The organism is Nonomuraea sp. IBHARD001 (assembly GCF_056106265.1).
In genome coordinates this window covers 2,414,592-2,435,298 of the sequence record NZ_JBWBBW010000002.1, presented here as the reverse complement: position 1 = coordinate 2,435,298, position 20,707 = coordinate 2,414,592, and the positions used below count along the sequence as shown (strand labels likewise).

General features: G+C 71.5%; 22 protein-coding genes. 9 read left to right on the top strand and 13 right to left on the bottom strand.

Annotation, left to right across the window (positions count from 1 at the left end; translation table 11 throughout):
• The first annotated feature begins 41 nt into the window (after positions 1 to 41).
• The gene (locus ACTWNK_RS13325; protein ID WP_474304232.1) at positions 42 to 701 is read left to right on the top strand and encodes a hypothetical protein; all 660 of its coding nucleotides are present in this window, start codon (positions 42 to 44) and stop codon (positions 699 to 701) included.
• A gap of 6 nt (positions 702 to 707) precedes the next feature.
• Here ACTWNK_RS13325 and ACTWNK_RS13320 read toward each other — a convergent pair whose 3' ends face one another.
• Positions 708 to 1,673, bottom strand: a complete 966-nt coding sequence (locus ACTWNK_RS13320; protein ID WP_474304231.1) for a zinc-binding dehydrogenase — start codon at positions 1,671 to 1,673, stop codon at positions 708 to 710.
• Between the two features lie 91 nt (positions 1,674 to 1,764).
• Between ACTWNK_RS13320 and ACTWNK_RS13315 the strand changes: the two genes are divergently transcribed.
• Complete coding sequence (locus tag ACTWNK_RS13315) at positions 1,765 to 2,346, top strand: histidine phosphatase family protein (RefSeq protein ID WP_474304230.1); 582 nt, start codon at positions 1,765 to 1,767, stop codon at positions 2,344 to 2,346.
• Positions 2,347 to 2,377: 31 nt separating this feature from the next.
• Here ACTWNK_RS13315 and ACTWNK_RS13310 read toward each other — a convergent pair whose 3' ends face one another.
• The 3 genes from ACTWNK_RS13310 to ACTWNK_RS13300 form a co-directional block, all read right to left on the bottom strand.
• Positions 2,378 to 2,683, bottom strand: coding sequence for a hypothetical protein (locus ACTWNK_RS13310; RefSeq protein ID WP_474304229.1), 306 nt, complete (start codon positions 2,681 to 2,683; stop codon positions 2,378 to 2,380).
• A gap of 126 nt (positions 2,684 to 2,809) precedes the next feature.
• The gene (locus tag ACTWNK_RS13305) at positions 2,810 to 3,046 is read right to left on the bottom strand and encodes a DUF397 domain-containing protein (RefSeq protein WP_474304228.1); all 237 of its coding nucleotides are present in this window, start codon (positions 3,044 to 3,046) and stop codon (positions 2,810 to 2,812) included.
• Positions 3,047 to 3,868, bottom strand: a complete 822-nt coding sequence (locus tag ACTWNK_RS13300; protein WP_474310906.1) for a helix-turn-helix domain-containing protein — start codon at positions 3,866 to 3,868, stop codon at positions 3,047 to 3,049.
• 234 nt (positions 3,869 to 4,102) lie between these two features.
• Here ACTWNK_RS13300 and ACTWNK_RS13295 point away from each other — a divergent pair, with 234 nt between their 5' ends.
• Entirely contained in the window at positions 4,103 to 4,606 is a 504-nt protein-coding gene (locus ACTWNK_RS13295; RefSeq protein WP_474304227.1) for an ATP-binding protein, read from the top strand.
• A 78-nt stretch (positions 4,607 to 4,684) separates the two neighbouring features.
• Positions 4,685 to 7,084: a helicase-associated domain-containing protein gene (locus tag ACTWNK_RS13290; RefSeq protein WP_474304226.1), complete on the top strand. Its 2,400-nt coding sequence runs from the start codon at positions 4,685 to 4,687 to the stop codon at positions 7,082 to 7,084.
• On the opposite strand, the gene ACTWNK_RS13285 is transcribed toward ACTWNK_RS13290, so the two are convergent.
• Both ACTWNK_RS13285 and ACTWNK_RS13280 read right to left on the bottom strand, forming a co-directional pair.
• The gene (locus tag ACTWNK_RS13285; protein ID WP_474304225.1) at positions 7,081 to 8,088 is read right to left on the bottom strand and encodes an ABC transporter substrate-binding protein; all 1,008 of its coding nucleotides are present in this window, start codon (positions 8,086 to 8,088) and stop codon (positions 7,081 to 7,083) included. The two genes, ACTWNK_RS13290 and ACTWNK_RS13285, sit on opposite strands and share 4 nt — an antisense overlap.
• A gap of 44 nt (positions 8,089 to 8,132) precedes the next feature.
• A complete protein-coding gene (locus ACTWNK_RS13280; protein ID WP_474304224.1) occupies positions 8,133 to 9,134 on the bottom strand; it encodes an ABC transporter substrate-binding protein in 1,002 nt (333 codons plus the stop codon).
• A gap of 78 nt (positions 9,135 to 9,212) precedes the next feature.
• On the opposite strand from ACTWNK_RS13280, the gene ACTWNK_RS13275 reads away from it, so the two are divergent.
• The 3 genes from ACTWNK_RS13275 to ACTWNK_RS13265 all read left to right on the top strand — a co-directional run bounded on the left by ACTWNK_RS13275 (position 9,213) and on the right by ACTWNK_RS13265 (position 12,200).
• Entirely contained in the window at positions 9,213 to 10,268 is a 1,056-nt protein-coding gene (locus tag ACTWNK_RS13275; protein ID WP_474304223.1) for a FecCD family ABC transporter permease, read from the top strand.
• Positions 10,265 to 11,314, top strand: a complete 1,050-nt coding sequence (locus tag ACTWNK_RS13270) for a FecCD family ABC transporter permease (RefSeq protein ID WP_474304222.1) — start codon at positions 10,265 to 10,267, stop codon at positions 11,312 to 11,314. Before ACTWNK_RS13275 ends, ACTWNK_RS13270 begins: the two co-directional genes overlap by 4 nt.
• Positions 11,315 to 11,402: 88 nt before the next feature.
• Entirely contained in the window at positions 11,403 to 12,200 is a 798-nt protein-coding gene (locus tag ACTWNK_RS13265) for an ABC transporter ATP-binding protein (RefSeq protein ID WP_474304221.1), read from the top strand.
• On the opposite strand, the gene ACTWNK_RS13260 is transcribed toward ACTWNK_RS13265, so the two are convergent.
• Both ACTWNK_RS13260 and ACTWNK_RS13255 read right to left on the bottom strand, forming a co-directional pair.
• Positions 12,184 to 14,652, bottom strand: a complete 2,469-nt coding sequence (locus tag ACTWNK_RS13260; protein WP_474304220.1) for a penicillin acylase family protein — start codon at positions 14,650 to 14,652, stop codon at positions 12,184 to 12,186. The genes ACTWNK_RS13265 and ACTWNK_RS13260 overlap by 17 nt on opposite strands.
• 49 nt (positions 14,653 to 14,701) lie before the next feature.
• On the bottom strand, positions 14,702 to 15,295 hold the full coding sequence (locus ACTWNK_RS13255) for a TetR/AcrR family transcriptional regulator (RefSeq protein ID WP_474304219.1): 594 nt from the start codon (positions 15,293 to 15,295) through the stop codon (positions 14,702 to 14,704).
• Positions 15,296 to 15,341: 46 nt separating this feature from the next.
• On the opposite strand from ACTWNK_RS13255, the gene ACTWNK_RS13250 reads away from it, so the two are divergent.
• On the top strand, positions 15,342 to 15,671 hold the full coding sequence (locus ACTWNK_RS13250; protein WP_474304218.1) for a rhodanese-like domain-containing protein: 330 nt from the start codon (positions 15,342 to 15,344) through the stop codon (positions 15,669 to 15,671).
• Here ACTWNK_RS13250 and ACTWNK_RS13245 read toward each other — a convergent pair.
• From ACTWNK_RS13245 to ACTWNK_RS13230, 4 genes are all read right to left on the bottom strand, one after another.
• A complete protein-coding gene (locus ACTWNK_RS13245; RefSeq protein WP_474304217.1) occupies positions 15,668 to 16,255 on the bottom strand; it encodes a TetR/AcrR family transcriptional regulator in 588 nt (195 codons plus the stop codon). The two genes, ACTWNK_RS13250 and ACTWNK_RS13245, sit on opposite strands and share 4 nt — an antisense overlap.
• A 45-nt stretch (positions 16,256 to 16,300) precedes the next feature.
• Positions 16,301 to 16,507 carry a ferredoxin gene (locus tag ACTWNK_RS13240; protein ID WP_474304216.1) on the bottom strand — a complete coding sequence of 69 codons (207 nt, stop codon included), beginning with the start codon at positions 16,505 to 16,507 and terminating at the stop codon, positions 16,301 to 16,303.
• The gene (locus tag ACTWNK_RS13235; protein WP_474304215.1) at positions 16,504 to 17,700 is read right to left on the bottom strand and encodes a cytochrome P450; all 1,197 of its coding nucleotides are present in this window, start codon (positions 17,698 to 17,700) and stop codon (positions 16,504 to 16,506) included. Before ACTWNK_RS13235 ends, ACTWNK_RS13240 begins: the two co-directional genes overlap by 4 nt.
• An 86-nt stretch (positions 17,701 to 17,786) precedes the next feature.
• Positions 17,787 to 19,040 carry an ArgE/DapE family deacylase gene (locus ACTWNK_RS13230; RefSeq protein WP_474304214.1) on the bottom strand — a complete coding sequence of 418 codons (1,254 nt, stop codon included), beginning with the start codon at positions 19,038 to 19,040 and terminating at the stop codon, positions 17,787 to 17,789.
• A 99-nt stretch (positions 19,041 to 19,139) separates the two neighbouring features.
• Here ACTWNK_RS13230 and ACTWNK_RS13225 point away from each other — a divergent pair, with 99 nt between their 5' ends.
• Positions 19,140 to 20,081 carry an endonuclease/exonuclease/phosphatase family protein gene (locus ACTWNK_RS13225; protein WP_474304213.1) on the top strand — a complete coding sequence of 314 codons (942 nt, stop codon included), beginning with the start codon at positions 19,140 to 19,142 and terminating at the stop codon, positions 20,079 to 20,081.
• Between the two features lie 57 nt (positions 20,082 to 20,138).
• On the opposite strand, the gene ACTWNK_RS13220 is transcribed toward ACTWNK_RS13225, so the two are convergent.
• Positions 20,139 to 20,702 carry a DUF1349 domain-containing protein gene (locus ACTWNK_RS13220; RefSeq protein ID WP_474304212.1) on the bottom strand — a complete coding sequence of 188 codons (564 nt, stop codon included), beginning with the start codon at positions 20,700 to 20,702 and terminating at the stop codon, positions 20,139 to 20,141.
• Between the last annotated feature and the right edge of the window lie 5 nt (positions 20,703 to 20,707).

Below are 20,707 nucleotides of genomic sequence, written 5' to 3'. Positions count from 1 at the left end.
CTACTCTTGCCGACGCGGCGGAGGCGGCGGACGCTCGGCGCATGACCGGCATCGATGCGGCCCCCCGCTCAGGGGCGGACACGTTCGCGCGCAACGCCATGGTCGCCTCGGCGATCCTCAGCCCGCTCGTCCTCGGGCTGACCCTGCTGCTCAGCCAGGTGGACTACACCAAGACCGGCGAGGCCTACATCGCCGACTTCGCCGCCTCGGCGGACTCCTACGCCCTTCCGGCCTGGCTGTCGCTGCTGGCGGCCTGCCTGCTCGTACCCGGGCTGCTGGGCGTGGCCAAGGTGGCACGGGCGGGCAGGCCGGTGCTCGGGCTGGTCGGCCTGATCCTGGCCTTCCTGCTCTCGGTGCCATCGGGCAACACCGACGACGTGGTCTACGCGGCCGTCAAGACCGGGCTGACGCCCTCCCTGACGGCCAGGCTGGTCGACACGCTGGACAACGACCTGCCGACGTCGGCGTTCTTCGTCGGCTTCTTCCTCGCGCTGATCGGCCTGGCGCTGCTGGGCCTGGCCGCACTGCTGGGCCGCACCGCGCCCGTGTGGGCCTCGGTCGTGCTCATCGTGGCGCCGTTCACGGTGCCCGTGGCGTGGCTGGCCTCGCTGGGCACCGTGGTCGCCGGGCTGGCCTGGGTCCTGGTGGCCGTGGGCATGGGCGGGGTCGCCGCAGGCGTGTACCGGCTCGCCCCCGCATAGCCTGCGTCAGGGAACGAGCACGACCTTCCCGATGGTCTCGCGCTGCTCCAGCGCCCGGTGCGCCTCGGCGGCCCTGGCCAGCGGGAAGGCCTGGACGAGTGGGGTCAGGGAGCCGTCGGCCACGGCGGCGAACGCCCTGTCGGTGAGGTCGCCGAGACCGCCGGGCCTGGCGATGATGCGCTCGATCGCGGAGATCGTCTCGATCTTGCGGCCGTCGGCCTCGCCGTGCTCGCCCGCGAACACCATCTCGCCGCCCGCCGAGCCGTACACCAGGTGTCTGCCGCCGTCGCCGAGCAGGCCGAGCACCTCGCGGCCCGCCTCGCCGCCGACGCCGTCGAAGGCGACCGTCACCTCGCCCGCCCGCTCGCGTACGGTGTTCGCCCAGCCGGGGAGGGTGTAGTCGACGGCGACCGCCGCGCCGACCTTGCCCGCGACGAACGTCTTGGCCGGGCCGCCCGCCAGGCCCACCACGGTGGCGCCGAGCCTCGCGGCGTACTGCACGAGCAGCGCGCCCACGCCCCCGGCCGCCGCCGTCACCAGCACGACGTCGTCGCGGGTGAGCCCGGCCAGCTCCAGCAGGGCCATCGTGGTCGTGCCCGTCGTGTGCATCGCGACCGCCTCGGCGTGGCCGACGCCTTCCGGCACCTCGCGCACCGCCGCCGCGTCGGCCACCGCCAGCTCCACGTACCCCGCCCCGGCGTCCGCCACCACCCTGCGGCCGAGCAGCTCCTCCCCCACCCCGGCCCCCAGCGCCCGCACCACCCCCGCGACCTCACCACCCAGTACGGCGGGCAGCTCGGGCGCCGGGTGCGGGCCGACCGGCCTGCCCTTGCGCAGCACGGTCTCCATGAAGTGCACGCCCGCCGCCCTGACCTCGATGCCCACCTGCCCGGGTCCGGGCTCGGGCGCGGCGATCTCCTCGTAGGACAGCTGCTCGGGCCTGCCGTAGGCGTGCAGGACGACGGCATGCATGGCGATCTCCTCGTTCGGTTCCGGGCTGCGACACCGCCAAGACTGCAACCTGAATTCAGGTTGAGGTCAACCCGCTGCGATGATGAACGATGTGAACGAGATGCTGCTGCTACGCCACGGCGAGACCGAGTGGAGCAGGAACGGCCGCCACACGGGCCGCACCGACCTGCCGCTGACCCCGCACGGCGAGGACCAGGCCAGGGCCCTGCAGCCGGTCGTCAAGGGCAGGCACTTCGCCCTGGCCCTGGTCAGCCCGGCCGGAAGGGCCCGCCGTACGGCGGAGCTCGCGGGCCTGACCGGCGTCGAGACCGACGCCGACCTGTGGGAGTGGGACTACGGCGGCTACGAGGGCATCACCACGGCCACGATCCGCGAGACGCGGCCTGGCTGGTACCTCTGGCGCGACGGCGTGACGCCGGGCGACGCCGCGCATCCGGGCGAGAGCGCGGCCGACGTGGCGGCGCGCGCCGACCGGGTGATCGCCCGCGCCGGGGCCGCCGAAGGCGACGTCGCACTGGTGGCGCACGGGCACTTCCTGCGTGTGCTCGCCGCCCGCTGGCTCGGCCTGCCGCCCGAGGACGGCCGTCTGTTCAGGCTGGACACCGGCACCTACTCCAGGCTCGGCCACGAACACGCCGAGCCGGTCATCCTGAGGTGGAACGCCCCAGTCTGAGGGGATTTCACGCCGGCCAGGCCGATCTGCCTCAGCCTGGCCGGCGGCTTTCGGGGGCGGCTCCGGCCGTCCGGGCCGCGGGCGTCGGCTGCGGGCCTCTGCCGGTCAGCCACTCCAGGACCCTGCGGTGGCCGGACGTCGCGTCCTCGAAGTGGCCCCAGCGCCAGTAGCGCGGCTGGTCGCGTACGCCGGTCACCCACGTGCGGTAGGCGACCGCACTGTCGCCACCGCTGTCGGCGCCACTGGCGGAGCCGTCGGACGCGACGCCGTAGGTGCGGATCACGACCTTGCCGCCCGGCGCGATGAGCACGTCGTCGGCGACCGGGTAGAGAGTCATCTGGTCCAGCATCTGCAGCCCCCATGAGCGAATGAACGTGCCTGAATCCTCCAGAAGGGACGAGGCTCGCAGGTTACGCATCCGGCGCACTGCCGTTAAGCGCGTGCGCCGGATGTAAAAACGGTGTTACACGAGCAGGCCGTCGAACTCTCCGTCCTTGACGCCCAGGACGAGAGCCCGGATCTCGTCGCGCGTGTAGATCAGGGCAGGGCCTTCGGGGAATCGCGAGTTGCGGACCGCGACACCGCCGTCGGGGAGCTTGGCGAGCTCGACACAGTTGCCCTGCGAGTTGCTGTAGCGGCTCTTGCGCCACGAGACCTCGGTGAGGTCGGTCGCGGGCATGCCGTTGTAGGTGTGCTCCATCTACATCTCTCTGAGAAGACCGCCGATGAGCTCAGCAGTGCCCCCCGGCGTGGTGCTCTCCACGCACAGCTGCTCCATGGCCGTGAGGTACGGATCGATGTCCTCACGTTTGTCCAGGTAAAGGGCACCCCATAGCTGCTCGACGTAAACGACGTCCGACAGGTCGGACTCGGGAAACCGCATAATGCTGAACGCGCCACCCTCGGCGGCGTGCATGCCGTACCTGAAAGGCATCACCTGCAGGGTGATGTTGGGCAGGGTGGCGACCTCCAGCAGATGCTGAAGCTGCTCGGACATGACCCCTCTTCCCCCGATGGTCCGCTTGAGAGTCGCCTCGTCGATGACCGCCCACAGCCTCGGGCCGTCCTTGCGCGTGAAGCGCTCCTGCCGCTGCATGCGCAGATGCACGCGGTTTTCTATCTCGTCAGTGGTTGCATCGGGGTTGCCCAGTTGGTAGACGGACCGCGCGTAGTCGCGTGTCTGGAGCAGACCGGGCACGAACTGCACCTCATAGGTGCGGATCAGGCTGGCGGCCTCCTCCAAGCCCACGTAGGTGGTGAACCACGAGGGCAGGACGGCGCTGTACTTGTGCCACCACCCGGGGGTGTTGGCCTCGCGGACCATTTCGAGCAGGGCGCGCCTGTCAGCGCCGTCGACGACGCCGTACAGGGTGAGCAGGTCCTCCACATCGCGGGTCTTGAAGCCGACACGGCCGAGCTCCATACGGCTGATCTTGGACTCCGAAGCGCGGATGTGGAATCCGGCCTCGTCTCGACTGAGTCCCTTGCCTTCACGCAGGCGCCTCAGGCTCGCGCCGAGCATGATGCGCCGAACGGTGGAGCCAGAACCGGGCGGATCGATGGACACGCAATGCTCCTTGGTCGTTTCCGTGCCTCCAGTTTGACACTTTGCGGCCGAAAGATCATGGGCCGCGGCAAGATCCCCCTTTCGTACTGGTTTAACCGTTGCGCGACCAAGGTAGCGCCTGGCGAGTTGGTCTGCACGGCATTCTGCACGTGCATTCGCTCTTGCACCTGCACGCGAGTTTGGTGAAGAATGATCATTGTGCAGTCCACCAGATCGCATCGGCCGTGGACGGCGCTCGAATGGTGGCCCCCGGTCGGCTGGTGGCCGGAAGGCGCCCCCGAGCCCCACCCCCCCGGCCCCTGTGCGAGCGCCACCTTCGTGCTCCCTCCCAGGGCCGAATCCGTACACTCCGCCAGAAGTTTCACCACCGGCGCGCTGACCGGCTGGGGCCTGGGCGATCTCGCCGACGGTGCCGAGCTCGTCGTGTCCGAACTGGCGACCAACGCGCTCAGACACGGGCTGCGGCTGAGCGAAGGCCGTCACCTGGAGCCGGTCCGCATGGCGCTCTTACGGATGGGCCCCTTCCTGACCTGCGCGTTCGCCGATCCGTCGGCCGCCTCGCCGGTGCTCAGGAACCCCGGTCCGCTCGACGTCGGCGGGCTCGGCCTGCATATCGTCGACTCCATCAGCCTGCGCTGGGGCTGGAGTCCGCGCGCACCTCACGGGAAGATCGTTTGGGCAGTTCTCTCCTGAAAACGTGATCTGCATTACCGTGGATGGTCATGGCTCACGGCGAGTCCCACGCGCGACCCCCCATGAGAGTGCTGACCGATGGATGATCACCTGCTCGGCTGGCTGAGAACACTCGACGAAAGCGGGCTCGCCCGCGTCCTGGCCAACAGGCCCGACGCCATCGCGGCCCCCTGGCCCAGGCGGCTGGACACCCTGTCCCAGCGCCTGGGCAACGGCTTTGCCGTCATGGAGGCCATGCGCGGCCTGCCGCTGCCGTGCCTGGAGATCGCCCAGGCCTGCCTCGTGCTCGGCGAGCCCGCCACGCCCGAGCGCCTCGCCGCCTTCCTCGACGTCGACGCACGCGAGGTGCGGCCCTGGCTCGGCCGCCTCTACGACCACGCGCTCGCCTGGCCCGGCGCCGACGGCGGCGTGCGCCTGGCCGACGCCGTGACCCGCTGGTGGGCGGCGCCGCTGGGGCTCGGCGAGCCGCTGGAGCACTTCCTCAACTCCTGGACGATCAGCGCGGACACGCTCCGCTCGCTGGCCCGCAGCCTGGGGCTGCCGCCGGGCGGGCCCAAGCGCCGCACGATCGCCAAGGCCGCCGAGGTGCTCGCCGATCCCGCCAGGCTCGGCGCGCTGCTGACCGGCGCGCCCGCGGGCACCGACCGGCTGCTGGAGGAGTTCGCCTGGCAGGGGCCGGTGCGCGACGTCGACGGCGGGCGGTTCGTCGCGCTCGGCACGCCGGAGAAGTGGGCCGCCGACCACGGCCTGCTGTATCGGCCGAGCTGGCACGTCGCCGAGATGCCGCGCGAGGTCGCGCTCGCGGTGCGCGGCCCGGCCTACCACCCGCCGTTCACGCCGGAGCCGCCCGAGGTCGTCACGCTGCCGGTCGACCCCGCCGAGGTCGACCACCTCATGACGCTGGCCGCCCCGCACCTGGTCGAGCGCTGCGCCGCCCTGCTCGACAACACCGCCAAGGCGCCGCTGCCGCTGCTCAAGACCGGAGGCGTCGGTGTGCGCGAGGTGCGCAGGCTGGCCAAGGAGACGGGCTGTGAGGAGGACGAGACCCGGCTGCTGCTGGAGGTCTGCGCGGTGGCCAGACTGCTGGCCTGGGACGACGGCGCCTGCGGCATGGTGCCGACCGAGCGCTTCGACCGCTGGCGGCTCGACGAGGGCGCGGCCAGACTGCGCGTGCTGCTGTCGGCCTGGTGGCGCATGGAGCGCTCGTCGCTGCGCAAGGCCGAGGGCAAGTACCTCACCGTGCTCGGCGACGACCAGGCCGGAGCCGCCGTCGCCCGGGTGCGCAGGGCGGTGCTGTCGGCCCTGGCCGACCTGCCGTCGGGCACGGCCGTCGCCGATCGCGGCGCCCTCATCCGCAATGTGCACTGGAGCGCGCCGCTGCTGGACCAGACGTTGCTGACCGAGTGCGCGCCCGCCGTGCTGGAGGAGGCCACCCTGCTGGCCCTGCTGGCCGGTGACGCGCTGACCGATCTGGGCCGTGCGCTGGCCGGGCTGAGCTCGGCCGCCGGTGACGAGAGCGACGACTCCACGCCCATGGTCGAGCACGACCCGCTGCTGGTGGAGTGCTCGACGCGGGCGCTGGCCAGTGTGCGGCGCAGTGCGCTGTTCGGGCCCGACCTGACCGCCGTGGTCACCGGGCCGCCGTCGACGGAGCTGGCGGCGCTGCTCGACCGGGTCGCCGAGCGGGAGTCGCGCGGCGCCGCTTCGGTGTGGCGCTTCACGGCCGAGAGTGTGCGCGCGGCGCTCGACTCCGGTCATGCGGCCGACGAGCTGCTCGCCGAGCTGGCCGAGGTCGGGTCGATACCGCAGCCGCTCGACTACCTGATCAACGATGTGGCGCGCAGGCACGGCGAGGTCACGGTGAGCAGTGTCGGCTGCATCGTGCAGGCCTCCGACGCCACCCTGCTGGCCGAGATCGCCGCGCACCGCAGGCTCGGCGGGCTGGGGCTGCGGCTGCTGGCCCCCACCGTGCTGGTCAGCGGCGCATCGGCCGAGCGCACACTGGCCATGCTGCGCGAGCAGGGCTACGCGCCCGTGCCGATCGCCGACACCGGCGAGATCGCCATCCACCGCACCCGGGTCGAGGAGCCGCAGAACGGCAGGCTCATCCTGCTGCCCGGCGGCCAGGTGGCCGAGCTCGGCGACCCGGTGCACCACATCCCCGAGCCGATCCCCGACCCGGTCGAGCACGCCCAGCGCCTGCTGGCCGCGAGCCTCGACGACTCCGGCCCGGCCGGGCGCACCTGGGCGGTGATCGGCAGGATGGCCACCAGGCTGCCGACCGCCCAGCAGTCGCTGCTGGGCTTCGTGGTCGACAGGGGCGTGCGTGCCGCCATCACGCTCACCGACGGGATCACCGCGACCATCAGCCACGGCGAGCTGCGCGGTCCGGTGCTCGACGCCTGGTGCGAGGAGGCGGGCGACTATCTGGAGTTCCCGCTAGCCGAGATCATCGAGGTGCGGGGCACGGCGGGCTAGCTCAGCTTCTTCGCCTTCTTCAGGTCGGCGACCAGGTCCTCAAGGAAGGTCGCGTACCCGAGGTAGCTGAAGGGCATCTCCGCACGCCACGGGTAGGCCTGTCCCGCCTGGACCGCGGGCAGCTTGGCGAAGGTCGGCTTCTTCAGCATCTCCTCCAGCTTCAGCGCCTGGCTCCTGGAGTCGTACAGCACCACGTCGGCGGCGTAGAGGTCGGCGTTCTCCCAGCTCACCGTCTGGAAGAAGCCGCCCGCGTCCACCTTCGACGGCACCACGACGTCCAGGCCGTTCTGGGTGAGGTGCACGATGTCGGGATAGTCGGCCGGGTTGACCACCCACATCTGCTCGGGCCCGCCCGACATCATCAGCACCTTCAGCCCACCGGCCGCGACCTTCTTCAGCTCCTCGGTCGCCGCCTCGAAGCGCGCCTTGGCCGCGACCACGTCCGGGGCCTGCGGATCGGCGCCGAGCTGCTCGGCCAGCTTGGCGTAGGTGCCGATGACCTCGGTCAGGCTCTTGCCGGTGAGCATGACGCCAGCGGTGGGCGCGGCCTGCTCGATCGTCTCCTTGGACTTCTCCGGCACGTACCAGAGCGAGCCCTTCTCGTACATGCTGCTGACCAGGAGTTCGGGCCGCAGGGAGATGTACTTCTCGACGTTGAACTCGTCCCAGACGTTGCCCAGGCCCTCGACCTTGGTGATGTCGACATTGCCGACCTGGGGGTCCTTGCCGCCGTCCTTGAGCTTGTGCGGGCCGAACACCGCGATCGGCCGTACCCCGAAGTCCCACAGGGCCGCGGCCGAGCCGACCTGGGCGACCACGCGCGTTGGCCGCTGAGGCAGGTCGATCGTGACGCCGCGGTCGTCGGTGAAGCCGAACGGCTTGGCCTCGGCCGTGCCGGAGGCGGCGGGCGGGGGCGGCTGCTCCCCACCGCACGCGGCCAGCGCCATCATGGCGCCGACGGCGAGCGTGGCGGCGAGCACTCCCCTGCGGGACACGGACTTCACAGCAACTCCTAAGGTAAGCCTTGCCTAACTCAGGAGAGGCTAGCTCAGACTTTCCGCAGGTTGGACACCAGCTCCTCGATCTGGTCGGCGTACCCCTGGTAGCTGAACCTGGTCTCGGCGCGCCACGGATAGACGTGCCCGGCCTTGACGGCGGGCAGCTTGGCGAAGGTCGGCTTCTTCAGCATCTCCTCGACCTTCATCGACTGCGCCCTGGCGTCGACGAAGATGGCGTCGGCCTCGTACTGGTCGACGACCTCCCAGCTCATCGACTGGTAGTAGCCGCCCGCGTCGGTCTTCGCCGGCACCACGAAGTCGAGGCCCTGGGCCTGGAAGAACTTCTCGTCCGGGAACTCCGACGGGTTGCACACGTAGAACAGGTCGGGCATGCCCCCGGCGAACAGCACCTTGCGCGGCTTCTCCTTGACCGCCTTGCCGAGTTCGGCGACCGCGGCCTCGAACCTGGTCCTGGCCTGCGCCACCTCGGGCGCGTCCCGGTCGGCGCCAAGCGCCACGGCGAGCTCCTCGTACCTCTTGATCAGCTCGTCGCCCGACTTGCCCTGCTGGGCGATGCCGATCGCGGGGGCGACCTGCTCGATGTCGGCCCTGGACTTCTCCGGCACGTACCAGAGCTCGCCCGGCCGGTACATGCCCGCGACCAGGAGTTCGGGCTGCAGGGAGATGTACTTCTCGATGTTGAACTCGTCCCAGACGTTGCCGATCGACTCCACCTTCGTGATGTCGACCGCTCCGGCCTCGGGGTCCTTGCTGCCGTCCTTGAGCTTGTGCGGGCCGAACACCGCGATCGGCCGCACGCCGAAGTCCCACAGCGTGGCGGCGGCGCTGATCTGGGCGACGACCTTGGTCGGCCTGGCGGCGAGTTCCACCTTCTTGCCCCGGTCGTCGGTGAACGTCCACGGCCCGGCCTTCGTCGGCTGGGCCGAAGGAGCAGCCTGCCCGCCCTGTTCGCCCTGTCCGCAGGCCGCGAGGAGGGCCAGGGCGCCGACGCCTCCGGTGGTGGCGAGGAAGGCTCGTCTGGATACGGACATGTCCACTCCTTGGGGCAAGGTTCACATGAATCGGGCCTTAGATTAGCCTTACCTAAGTCGCAGAGGGAGAGGGGAACGGTGAGCACGACCAGTACGGCGGTGGCCGTCGGGCCACCACCGAAGGCACGGAAGGCGGGCAGACCCGCCGCCCTGGTCGTCGGACTGTTCGCCGCATTCGTCCTGCTGCTGGTGACGGCCGCGCTCAGCATCGCGCTGGGCGCCCGATCGGTGTCGCTGCCGACCGTGTTCGACGCGCTGCTCGCGCCCGACGGGTCCAACGACCACACGGTCATCCGCGACCTGCGCGTGCCGCGTACCCTGCTCGGCATCGCGGTCGGGGCCGCGCTCGGCCTCGCCGGGGCGCTCATGCAGAGCCTCACCCGCAACCCGCTGGCCGACCCCGGCCTGCTCGGCATCAACCAGGGCGCGGCGCTCGGCGCCACCTTCGCACTCGGCGTGCTCGGGCTGAGCGACCCCGCGGTCTACGTCTGGTTCGCCTTCGTCGGCGCGGCCGTGGCCAGCGTGCTGGTGTACGCGCTCGGCTCGGCGGGGCGCGGCGGGTCCAGCCCCGCCAGGCTTGCGCTGGCCGGGGTCGCGCTCGGCATGGTCTTCACCGCCGCCTCCTCCGCCATCCTGAGGATGGACCCGCAGACGTATGACCGCATGCGCTTCTGGCTGACCGGCTCGCTCGCCGCGCAGACCGGCGACGTCCTGCTGCGCCTGGCCCCGCTGTTCGCGATCGGGCTGGTACTCGGGCTGTTCATGGCCAGGCCGCTCAACACCATGGCCGTCGGCGACGACGCCGGGCGGGCGCTCGGTGTGGCCGTCGGCCGGACCAGGGCGCTGACCGCGGTGTCGGTCACCCTGCTGTGCGGCGCCGCCACCGCCGCCGCCGGGCCGCTGTGGTTCGTCGGGCTGGCGGTGCCGCATGCCGTACGGGCGGTGGTCGGGCCCGATCAGCGGTGGCTCATCGCCTATTCGGCGCTGCTCGCGCCCGTGCTGCTGCTCGGGGCCGACATCGTCGGGCGGCTCATCGCCAGGCCGGGCGAGGTGCAGGTCGGCATCATGTGCGCGATCGTCGGCGCGCCCGTCTTCATCCTGCTGGCCAGGCGCAGGAGGCTGGCGGCGCTATGACCTCCCTCGATGTGAAGCGCCTGAACGTCAAGCGGCTGCGATCGGCCAGGCTCGGGCCGCTGTCGATGCGCCTGGCGCCGCGTGCCGTGGCCGCGGGCGCCGCGCTCGTGCTGATCGCCGCCGCCGTCAGTGTCGCCGCCATCGCCACCGGCGAGTTCACCGTGCCGGTCGGCGACGTGGTCACCGCGCTGTTCGGCGACGGCACGCCCGTGGCCGAGCTCATCGTCGGGCGGCTGCGGGCGCCCAGGGTGCTGACCGGGCTGCTGGTCGGGGCGGCGTTCGGGCTGAGCGGGGCCATCTTCCAGAGCCTCACGCGCAATCCGCTCGGCAGCCCGGACTTCATCGGCTTCACCGCCGGGGCCTCCACCGGCGGCGTGCTGGCCGTCATCCTCGGCGGGAGCGCGTTCCAGATCGCATGGGGGTCGCTGCTCGGGTGCGTGGTGTGCGCGACGCTGGTGTACCTGCTGGCGTTCAAGCGCGGAGTGCTCGGCTACCGGCTGATCCTGGTCGGCATCGGGGTCAACGCCCTGCTCATCGCGGTCGACTCGTACCTGCTGACCACCGCCAACATCAACGACGCCGCCACCGCGGGCTCCTGGCTGACCGGCAGCCTCGCCGGGCGCGGCTGGGACCACGCGCTTCCCGTCGCCGCCGCGCTCGCGCTGCTGCTGCCCGCCTGCGCCTTCGTCTCGCGTCCCCTGCGGATGATGGAGATGGGCGACGACGCGGCCAGGGCCGTCGGGATCAAGGTGGAGGCGGTGCGTGCCGTCGCCGTCTGCGCGGGCGTGCTGCTGTGCGGCGTCGCCACCGCCTCGGCCGGGCCCGTCGTGTTCGTCGCGATGGCGGCGCCGCAGCTGGCCAGGCGGCTGAGCGGCTCGGCCGGGGTGACGCTGACCGCCTCGGCGCTGACGGGCGCGGTGCTGCTGGTCGTGGCCGACGTCGCCGCGCAGCGCCTGATCCCCGGCGTACAGCTGCCCGTCGGGGTGATGACCGCCGCGATCGGCGGGCTCTACCTGGCCTTCCTGCTCAGGAAGGACCGCCGCTGATGCCCCTTTCCCCGCTGTGCCCGTCCCCGCTGCCGCCCACCCCTGTGCTTTCCCCGCTGCCGCCCACCTCGCCGGAGGATCTCCGCCCATGACCCGTCTGACAGGTTCGGACCTCACGCTCGCCTACGACCAGCGGGTCGTCGCCGCCGATCTCGACGTCGCGATCCCCGACGGCTCCTTCACCGTGATCATCGGGCCCAACGCCTGCGGCAAGTCGACGCTGCTGCGCGCGCTGGCCCGGATGCTCAAGCCTCGCACCGGCGCGGTGCACCTGGACGGCCAGGTCATCACCACGCTGCCGTCGAAGGAGGTGGCCAGGAGGCTCGGCCTGCTGCCGCAGAGCTCGATCGTGCCCGACGGCATCACGGTCGCCGACCTGGTCGCACGCGGTCGCTACCCGCACCAGAAGCTGATGCGCCAGTGGTCGCGCGCCGACGAGGCCGCCGTGCACGAGGCCATGCGCGCCACCGACGTGGCCGAACTGGCCGACCGCATCGTGGACGAGCTGTCGGGCGGCCAGCGCCAGCGGGTGTGGCTGGCGATGGCGCTGGCCCAGGAGACGCCGATCCTGCTGCTCGACGAGCCCACCACCTTCCTCGACATCTCCCACCAGATCGAGGTGCTCGACCTGTGCGCCGACCTGCACGAGGCCGGGCGCACGATGGTCGCGGTGCTGCACGACCTCAACCAGGCCTGCCGCTACGCCACCCATCTCATCGTGATGCGCGACGGCAGCATCGTGGCCGAGGGCGTGCCCGGCGAGGTCGTGACGCCGACGCTGGTCGGGGAGGTGTTCGACCTGCGGTGCGAGATCATCCCCGACCCGCAGACCGGCACGCCGCTGATCGTGCCCGAGGCCAGGCGCAAGGTCAGGGCCTCAGCGTGAGCACGTCGGCGGGTTCGTCCCTCATCGGGGTGAACCCGCCTTCGGCCCACAGCTCCACCTGGTCGTCGTAGTTGCCGTGGAAGGCGTGGCCCGAGGCGCCGGTCAGGTTCACCCACACCGAACGCCGCAGGTCGCCCAGGTCGGCCACCATGCGCATCGAGGGCACCCAGTCGACCTGGTAGCCGCTGGTGGCGTCCCAGCCGGTGGCGTTGACCGCGTCCTTGCCGCCGGAGGTGGCGACCGGTCCCCTGTTGAACAGCCACTCGATCGGCCCGATGCCCGACGTGCCGAACGTCTCGTGCGTCAGGTCGAGGGAGTGCAGCTCGCCCCACGTCGCGTCGCCGATCTCGGCCTGCGCGCCCGCCATGGCCGCCTTCAGCACGTCGTCGCGCGTCTCGGTCCTGTCCTTGGTCCGCCTGTCGTCCCACCACACGTCGTCGGGACGCTCCAGCAGTGCCCTGACCACCTCGTACCACCGGTCGCCGCCGCCCGCACGCGCCGAGCCGGTGAGCTCGTCGTCGAAGGTACGGCCGAGCAGCTGACGCCACACGCCGTTGAAGTAGGCCGCCTGCCGTGAGTCCGCCTCCTGGCCGAAGTCCCAGCCCTTGAGCCGGGTGTCGCCCAGCCTGAGCAGGTACGGCACCAGCACGGGCGCCATGGTGTTGCGCGAGTCGCCCTGCACCTGCCCCATCGCCTCGACCGTCATCGGCCCCTTGGCCAGCACGCCCTCGATCCGCTCGACGATGCGCTGGCTGCGGTAGCCGTAGGACCAGTCGGAGGTGAGGAACAGATCGGCGCTCGGCCGCTGGACGGCGTTGTTGGCGGTGACGATATAGCCGGACGCCGGGTTGTAGACCTTGGGCAGCTTCTCGAACGGGATGAAGCCCTTCCACTCGTGCTCACCCGTCCAGCCGGGCGCGGGCCACATGCCGTCGCCCTTGGCCCGCACCGGGATACGGCCGGGCGCCTGGTAGCCGATGTTGCCCTCGACGTCGGCGTAGACGAGGTTCTGCGACGGCGCCTCGAAGAAGGAGGCGGCCGTGCGGAACTCCTCGAAGTTCGCGGCCCGGTTCAGCAGCAGGATGGAGTCGGCCGTACGTCCGGGGTCGAGCGCGGTCCAGCGCAGCGCCACCTCGACGTCCTGCCCGCCGCCCGCGCCCACGTGCGCGGACGCGCCGGGCACGGCCCGCCTGGTGTCGCCGAGCACGCCGGAGACGATGGGCCCGTGCTCGGTCGTGCGCACGGTGAGCACGACCGGCTCGCCGCCGCTGACCTTGATCGTCTCCTGGTGCGAGGTCATGGGCTTCCACTCGTCCCTGACCTGGTACGTGTCGCCCTTGGTGCGTTCGAGATAGAGGTCGGCGACGTCCGGCCCGAGGTTGGTGAACCCCCACGCGATCCTGTCGTTGTGCCCGATCACCACACCCGGCAGCCCGGAGAAGGTGTACCCGGTCACGTCATACCCACAAGCCGCCGACTTGGTACGGCAGTGCAGCCCGGCCTGGTACCACAACGACGGCATCTTGGGCCCGAGGTGCGGGTCGTTGGCCAGCAGCGGCTTGCCGGTCGCGGTGTGCCGCCCGGCGACCACCCAGGAGTTCGAGCCGATCCCCGCACTGTCGGCGCCCGGCGTGCCCAGCAGCGACGGCGCGGCCGACACCAGCGCCCCGGCCTCGCGCAACGCCTGCTCGGCCCCGGCCACCCGTACGGGAGTCGTGGCCGTCGCGGCCCGGGGAGCGGCCGGCGCGTCCGGGATGATCGGCTGGTGCCGGTCGAAGGGGTAGGCGGGGAAGAGCTGGGCGGCACGCTCGGCGGGCACACTGGCGGCGGTGAGCGCACGCTCGATCTCGTCGGACATGTTGGAGCGCAGGTCCCACGCCATGGCCTTCAGCCAGGCCAGCGAGTCGGCCGGTGTCCACTTCTCCGGCGTGTAGTCGACGCCGGTCACGCCGAGCAGGACGTACTCCAGGCTGCGTTCGGCCGCTCCCTCGTGCTGCTCCAGCCAGGCGTTGACGCCCGCCGCGTAGTCCTCGAGCGCCTTGCGCGTCTCGGGGGTGAGCAGGGCGACCTCCTGCTCGGCGACGCGCCGCCAGCCGAGGGTGCGGATGACCTTGTCGACATCGAGGGTGGAGGCGCCGAACAGCTCCGACAGGCGTCCGGCCGTGGTCTTGCGGCGGAAGTCCATCTCCCAGAAGCGGTCCTGGGCGTGCACGTAGCCCTGCGCCTTGAACAGGTCGGCGGGCGTGTCGGCGTAGATGTGCGGGATGCCGTACGCGTCGCGGTTGACGGTGACGCCCGCGGCCAGGCCGGGTAGCTTCACCTCGCCGTCCAGCTGTGGGAAGGACCTGGTCACGGTCCAGGTGACGGCTCCGGCCAGGGCGAGCGCCAGGACGAGCAGGGCGACGAGCACGCGGGCCGACCAGCGGATCAGGCGAGGGAAACGGGCGAACATACCGAACAGTATGAGGTCGGCTCATGTGAGATTGATTACCCGCCGGTAGCTATTTGGACTCGAAGCCGTGGCGCACCCCCTGACGCGTGCGGGCCTCGCCGTACCTGTCGAGCAGGACGCCGATCACCTCGGCGGCCAGCGGGGCGAGCAGGGCGTGGGCGCGCACGTCGGCGTCACAGCCGGGGCTCGACCGCTCCAGCAGCATCGCCACATGGCGGTGCCAGAAGGCGTAGGCGCCGATCCGGTAGCGCCCGCCGGGGCTCGCGGTCTCGGACATGCGCACGAGGTCGAGATGGGCCAGCAGGTAGTCCAGATAGGCGTCGGCGAAGGCGACCAGCCGCTCCCCCGCCTCCGCGCCGGGCCCCAGCGGCGGCGGCCCGCCGAGCACGGCCGCCTGCAACTCCTTCTCGCGCTCGTCGAGCAGGGCGACGGCCAGGCCGGACTTGTCGCCGAAGCGCCTGAACAGGGTGCCCTTGCCGACCCCGGCCTCGGCCGCGACGGCGTCCATCGAGACGGCGGCGACGCCCTTGTCGGCGAACAGCCTGGCGGCGGCGGCCAGCACCTTCTCCCTGTTCCTGGCCGCGTCGGCCCGCTCCTTCGGCTGGGCGCTTGACGAAGCGGACTGCAGTCCGATAATTTCCACATCATCCACAAAAACGGACTGTAGTCCATTTATGGAGGGCGAAGCAATGACCACACTCATCGACCGAGCCGACCTCAAGGCCGCCATCGACGCGGGCGCCGTCACCGTCGTGGACGCGCTCGGCGGCATGTACTACGAACAGCAGCACCTCCCGGGCGCCATCGCCCTGGTCGAGGCCGATGTCGAACGGCTGGCCCCCAGCCTGCTTCCCGACCTCGGCGCCACCATCGTCACCTACTGCTCCAACCCCGCCTGCGCCAACAGCCAGGCCGTCGCCAACCGCCTGACCAGGCTCGGCTACACCGACGTCAGGAAGTACCGCGAGGGCATCGAGGACTGGACCGGCGCCGGGCTGCCCGTCGAGACCGGCAGCTAACGGCTCTCGCAGGAGGCGGGCGCGGGCAGCGCCTCGGGCGAAGGACGCAGGCCGTCCAGCAGCAGGGCCAGATAGCGGCGGGGATCGGCATGGCCGGGATCGTCGGGGCACACGGTCGCCAGCGCCATCACGACGATCGCCGCCAGGTCGCGGACGAGCAGGTCGGCGCGGACCTGCCCGAGCCGCTGCGCGTCGGCGAGCACCTCGCCGAGCGGCCCCATGAACCGCTCGGCGATGTCGATCGTGAACCCGCCGGACTCGCGCGCCGCCACCAGCAGCGCACGATGCTCGGCCAGCGTGCCGACGGCCGCCTCCAGCGCCTCGGCCAGCCCGCGCCCCGGGTCGGGGGCGTCGAGCGCGGCCAGCGCCAGCGGCTCGATCTCCTCGGCGAAGTAGGTGCGGAAGGCCGCGCCGATCACACCGTCCCTGTCGCCGAACCTCCGGTAGAGGGTGGCGATGCCGATCCCGGCCTGCCTGGCGATCTCGTCCAGAGGTACGGCGGGGCCGCTCTCGCGCAGCACGGCGAGAGCGGCCCTGACGATCCTGTCCGAGTTACGCAACGCATCCGCTCGCTGACCCTGCACGCTTGCAACGGTAGCGTTCACCTGCCGTTCGACGACAGCCGGGCATCACGGCCCGACCAGCTCCAGCGCGCCGGACGGGCACGACCTGACCGCCCGGACGACCGCGTCGGCGTCGGCCGGGCCCGGCTCCGGCATCAGCAGCACGACCACCCCTTCGTCGTCCTGGTCGAAGGCCCGTTCGGCGGTCATCACACACATTCCGGCGCCGATGCAGATGTCACGGTCGGCGCGTACCCTCACCCGCCCGGTCACCAGGCCACCTCGAACGAGGACAGGCCGTAGACGGCGTGGAAGGAGCGGAAGGCCGGATCCTCGCCCGACTCGCGCAGGGCGGGGAAGCGCTCGATCAGCGCGGGGAAGGCGATGCGCATCTCCATCCTGGCCAGCGGCGCGCCCAGGCAGTGGTGCACGCCGTGCCCGAACGCCACATGGCCGAGGTCGCCCCTGGCGATGTCGAGACGTTCGGGATCGGCCAGCAGCGCCGGGTCGCGGTTGGCCGCCGGGAGCGCGACCATGACCAGCGAGCCCTCCGGGATGAGGTGGCCCGCGACCTCGGTGTCCTTCCTGGTCACCTTCATCGACCCGGTGTGCACGATGGTGAGCCAGCGCAGCAGCTCCTCCACCGCCGCCTCGATGCGATCGGGCTCCTTGCGCAGCAGCTCGAGCTGGTCGCGATGGCGCAGCAGGGCCAGGGTGCCGAGTGCGAGCATGCTGGAGGTCGTCTCGTGCCCGGCCAGCAGCAGCAGGTTGGCGATGCCGATGAGCTCGTCGGTCGTCAGGTCGTCGCCGTGCTCGCGTACCAGCATGCCGAGCAGGTCCTCGCCCGGCTCGGCCCTCGCCCTGGCGACCAGGCCCGCCATGTAGTCGCGCGCCTCGAACTGGGCCTCAAGCCGTTCGGGCACCGAGAGCGACAGGTCGAGCAGCCTGCCGGAACGCCGCTGGAACTCGGCCCTGTCGTCGTAGGGCACGCCGAGCAGCTCGCAGATCACCAGCGAGGGGACCGGCAGCGCGAAGGCGCTGACCAGATCGACGGGCGGCCCGCCGCGCTCCATGGCGTCCAGGTGGTCGGAGACGATGGCGCGGATGCGCGGCTCCAGGCGCCGCATCCTGCGCATCGTGAACTCGGGTGTCAGCATGCGCCGCAGCCTCGTGTGCTCGGGCGGGTCGACGCCCAGCAGGTTGCCCGCCTGGAGCGCGGCGAACTGCTCCTCGCTCAGGTCGGCCACGCCCGGCGGGATGAAGCTGAGCGGCAGCGCGTTGCTGAAGCGCTCCGGAGCACTGAGCACCTCCCTGACGTCGGCATGCCTGGCGACCAGCCAGACGTCGAACCCGAACGGCGTGCCGACCTTGCGCACGCCCTCCTGCTCGCGCAACGCCGACAGCTCGGGGACGGGGTCGAAACGGTCGCGCTGCATGTGCAGGGGCATGACCACAGGCTCACTCATGTCATCTCCTGGACGGACTGACTACGGGATTGGCCTCGCGTGTAAAACGATAGTAAGCCATCACTTGCCGCCCTGGATGGTGCCTCCTAGATCACGCCGCACCGCCGTACGGCCAGCAGGGCAAGGGCTCTGGTGACGTCGCGCAGCTCGCGCAGGTCGACCTGCTCCCTGGGCGCGTGGGCGAAACGCACGTCGCCCGGTCCGTAGTGCAGCGACGGGATGCCGGCCGCCGTGTACAGGCGCAGGTCGCTCCCGTACGGGGCCGCGGTCTCGGCGGGCACGGCGCCCGTGACGTCGTGCACGGCCGCGCCGAGCTCGGCCAGGAGGGTGTGGCCGTGCGGGAGCCTGCCACTGGCGAACTGCCCGCCCGGCCAGGACAGCGACGGCGGGTGGGCACGCAGCCACGGATGGCCGATCTCCGCCAGCGCCCCGGCCAGCGCCTCCCGCGCGTCGGCGGGGTCCTCGCCCAGCCGCACGCCCATCCGGCCTTCGGCCACCAGCAGGTCGGGCACACTGCTCGACCAGTCGCCCGCCCGCACGGTCCCGACCTCGATCGGGTACGGCATGGCGTTGCCCGCGAAGATCGACGGCAGATCGGCGTTGCGCCTGGCCTCCAGGGCGCGCAGGGCCTCGAAGATCGGCCAGAACACCTCGATCGCGCTCACGCCCTCGGTCCTGGTCGCGCCGTGCGCCGCCCGGCCCGCCACCTCCAGCCGGAAGGTGAGCGCGCCCGCGTTCGCGGTGATCACCGCGCCGCTCGTCGGCTCGGTGATCACCGCGACCTCGCCGGTGTGCCCTCTGGCCAGGGTGGCGAACGCGCCGAGCCCGCCGTCCTCCTCGCTCACCACGCAGTGCACGGCCAGCGGTCTGGCCAGGCGCAGGCCCGCCCGCCGGATCGCCCTGACCACGGCCAGGTTGGCCACCAGTCCGGCCTTCATGTCGCAGGCGCCCCTGCCGTGCAGCGTGCTGCCGGTGACCAGCGCGCCGAACGGGTCGCGGCCCTCCCATCTGGCCGGGTCGCCGATCGGCACCACGTCCACATGTCCCTGCAGCACCAGGGCGGGCACGCCCTCGCCCTCGCTGGTGGCGACGACGCCGTAGCCCTCCGCCCTCGGCGCCTCCGTGCCGGGGAAGCCCTCGGCGGCACGCAGGGCTTGAAGGTCCAGCTTCCACACGTCGACGTCGAGGTCGGCCTCGGTGAGCATGGCGGCGAATCTGTGCTGCAGGTCGGACTCGGCGTCGGTGCCGGTCACACTCGGCACCCTGACCGTCTCGGCCAGCAGTTCGACCGTCTCCCGCTCGTCGAGGGCGTCGAGCACACGCGCTTCGGCATCGTTCATGGGGGACACCTTCGCATATGGGATGAGTCATATCGAAAAGGGGCGGGAGTTGCGTACCGACCCGGCCGGACGGCGCTAACGTGCCTCCTCATGGTCGCCGTGAAACGTCGCTGGCTCAGCGTGCTCGTCCTGCTCGCCGTCCTGCCCTTCGCCGGGTGGGCGCTGCTGTGGTTCAGCGGGTGGACACCCGTGTGGCGCTGGGTGCAACTGCTGGCCTTCACACCGTACGTCGCCGCCGCCTCGCTGCTCGCGCTCCTGCTGGCCGCGCTCACCCGCCGCTGGGTGGCGACCGGGCTGGCGCTCGCCACCGTCGTGGCCTTCGGCGTGATCGTCGTGCCCCGGCACTTCGTCGATCCGCAGCCGCCCGCGACCGGGGCGTGGCTGAAGGTCATGGCCGCCAATCTGATGGTCGGCCAGGCCGACACCGGCGAGCTGATGACGTTGCTGCGCCGGGCCAGGCCCGACGTGCTCACCCTTCAGGAGGTGACACCCGAGACGATGGCCGCGCTCGACAAGGCCGGGATCAAGGAACTGCTCCCGCACCGCGTGAACCGCGCCAGGCCGGGCGTCGGCGGCTCGGCCGTCCTGGCCAGGTACCCGCTCGCCGACCGCCCCTCGATCGACATCGGCTCGTTCGGCCAGGCCAGAGCCGTGCTGAACCACGACAGCGGGCATCCCATCGAGATCGTCTCGGTTCACCCCTGCGCGCCCAAGTACGAGGAGCGCATCGCCTGCTGGCAGGACGGGTTGCGCGCCCTGCCCGCCGCCGGAGGCATCCTGCGCGTGCTCGCCGGAGACTTCAACGCCACCCTCGACCACAAGCCGGTGCGCGACCTGCTGGCCGGCGGGTACCAGGACGCGGCCGACGCCTCGGGCAAGGCCCTGGAGGTCACCTGGCCGACCGGGACCGGGGGCCGCACACCCGGCGTGGTGATCGACCACGTGCTGGCCGACGGGCGGATGGCGGTAGGCGCCTTCGAGGTCCTCGAACTCACCGGCACCGACCACCGCCCCCTGTTCACGGCCCTACGCCTGCCGTGAACGGGTGATGCGCAGAGGAGCTGAAGCGTACGGCGCCTGCCGTGAGCGGCCCGGCTGTCAGGTGCAGGTGATGCGCAAAGCACTGAAACGTACGGCGAAGCCCTTGCCGGACGGTGCCGCGGCCATGGCGCCGACCAGGGCGGGGCCGCCCGGCGGCAGATAGGCCATGCGGACGAGTGTGCCCGGTTCCTCGTCGTCGAGCCCGTAGCGCACCGACACCGTGTCGCCCCTGCGCTCCAGCGAGACGGTCACGCGCTCGGCCGGGCGCACCAGCGGCAGCACCGACCAGTCCGACACCTCGCGGGTGACGACCGTGCTCAGCACGAGCGCGCCGTCGACGTACTCGACGCCCGCCTTGACCCAGGTGGAGTCGTCGATCCTGATCACCGCGCCCGCCTGGTCGTACAGCTCGGCGTAGGCGCCCGAGAACGTCACGGCCAGGCCGCAGTCGCCCGCCACGACCTGGCCGAACATGTGCGCGTTGTCGTGCACGTAGCCGTAGTGGGTGGTGCGCCACAGATCGGTCGAGGGGTCGCAGACCATACTCAGCCCGTCGTCGGCGCTCCACTCCCTCGGCGGGTTGATCCACTGCCAGTCCGACGCGCCGAAGGCCATGATCATAGGTG

Bases quoted from the DNA above. Each gene is read 5' to 3' on its own strand.
- ACTWNK_RS13270 (WP_474304222.1), top strand. From the start codon at position 10,265: ATGACCTCCCTCGATGTGAAGCGCCTGAACGTCAAGCGGCTGCGATCG.
- ACTWNK_RS13230 (WP_474304214.1), bottom strand. From the start codon at position 19,040: ATGAACGATGCCGAAGCGCGTGTGCTCGACGCCCTCGACGAGCGGGAG.
- ACTWNK_RS13265 (WP_474304221.1), top strand. From the start codon at position 11,403: ATGACCCGTCTGACAGGTTCGGACCTCACGCTCGCCTACGACCAGCGG.
- ACTWNK_RS13325 (WP_474304232.1), top strand. From the start codon at position 42: ATGACCGGCATCGATGCGGCCCCCCGCTCAGGGGCGGACACGTTCGCG.
- ACTWNK_RS13260 (WP_474304220.1), bottom strand. From the start codon at position 14,652: ATGTTCGCCCGTTTCCCTCGCCTGATCCGCTGGTCGGCCCGCGTGCTC.
- ACTWNK_RS13310 (WP_474304229.1), bottom strand. From the start codon at position 2,683: ATGACTCTCTACCCGGTCGCCGACGACGTGCTCATCGCGCCGGGCGGC.
- ACTWNK_RS13250 (WP_474304218.1), top strand. From the start codon at position 15,342: ATGACCACACTCATCGACCGAGCCGACCTCAAGGCCGCCATCGACGCG.
- ACTWNK_RS13290 (WP_474304226.1), top strand. From the start codon at position 4,685: ATGGATGATCACCTGCTCGGCTGGCTGAGAACACTCGACGAAAGCGGG.
- ACTWNK_RS13305 (WP_474304228.1), bottom strand. From the start codon at position 3,046: ATGGAGCACACCTACAACGGCATGCCCGCGACCGACCTCACCGAGGTC.
- ACTWNK_RS13235 (WP_474304215.1), bottom strand. From the start codon at position 17,700: ATGAGTGAGCCTGTGGTCATGCCCCTGCACATGCAGCGCGACCGTTTC.
- ACTWNK_RS13320 (WP_474304231.1), bottom strand. From the start codon at position 1,673: ATGCATGCCGTCGTCCTGCACGCCTACGGCAGGCCCGAGCAGCTGTCC.
- ACTWNK_RS13300 (WP_474310906.1), bottom strand. From the start codon at position 3,868: ATGCTCGGCGCGAGCCTGAGGCGCCTGCGTGAAGGCAAGGGACTCAGT.
- ACTWNK_RS13220 (WP_474304212.1), bottom strand. From the start codon at position 20,702: ATGATCATGGCCTTCGGCGCGTCGGACTGGCAGTGGATCAACCCGCCG.
- ACTWNK_RS13280 (WP_474304224.1), bottom strand. From the start codon at position 9,134: ATGTCCGTATCCAGACGAGCCTTCCTCGCCACCACCGGAGGCGTCGGC.
- ACTWNK_RS13295 (WP_474304227.1), top strand. From the start codon at position 4,103: ATGATCATTGTGCAGTCCACCAGATCGCATCGGCCGTGGACGGCGCTC.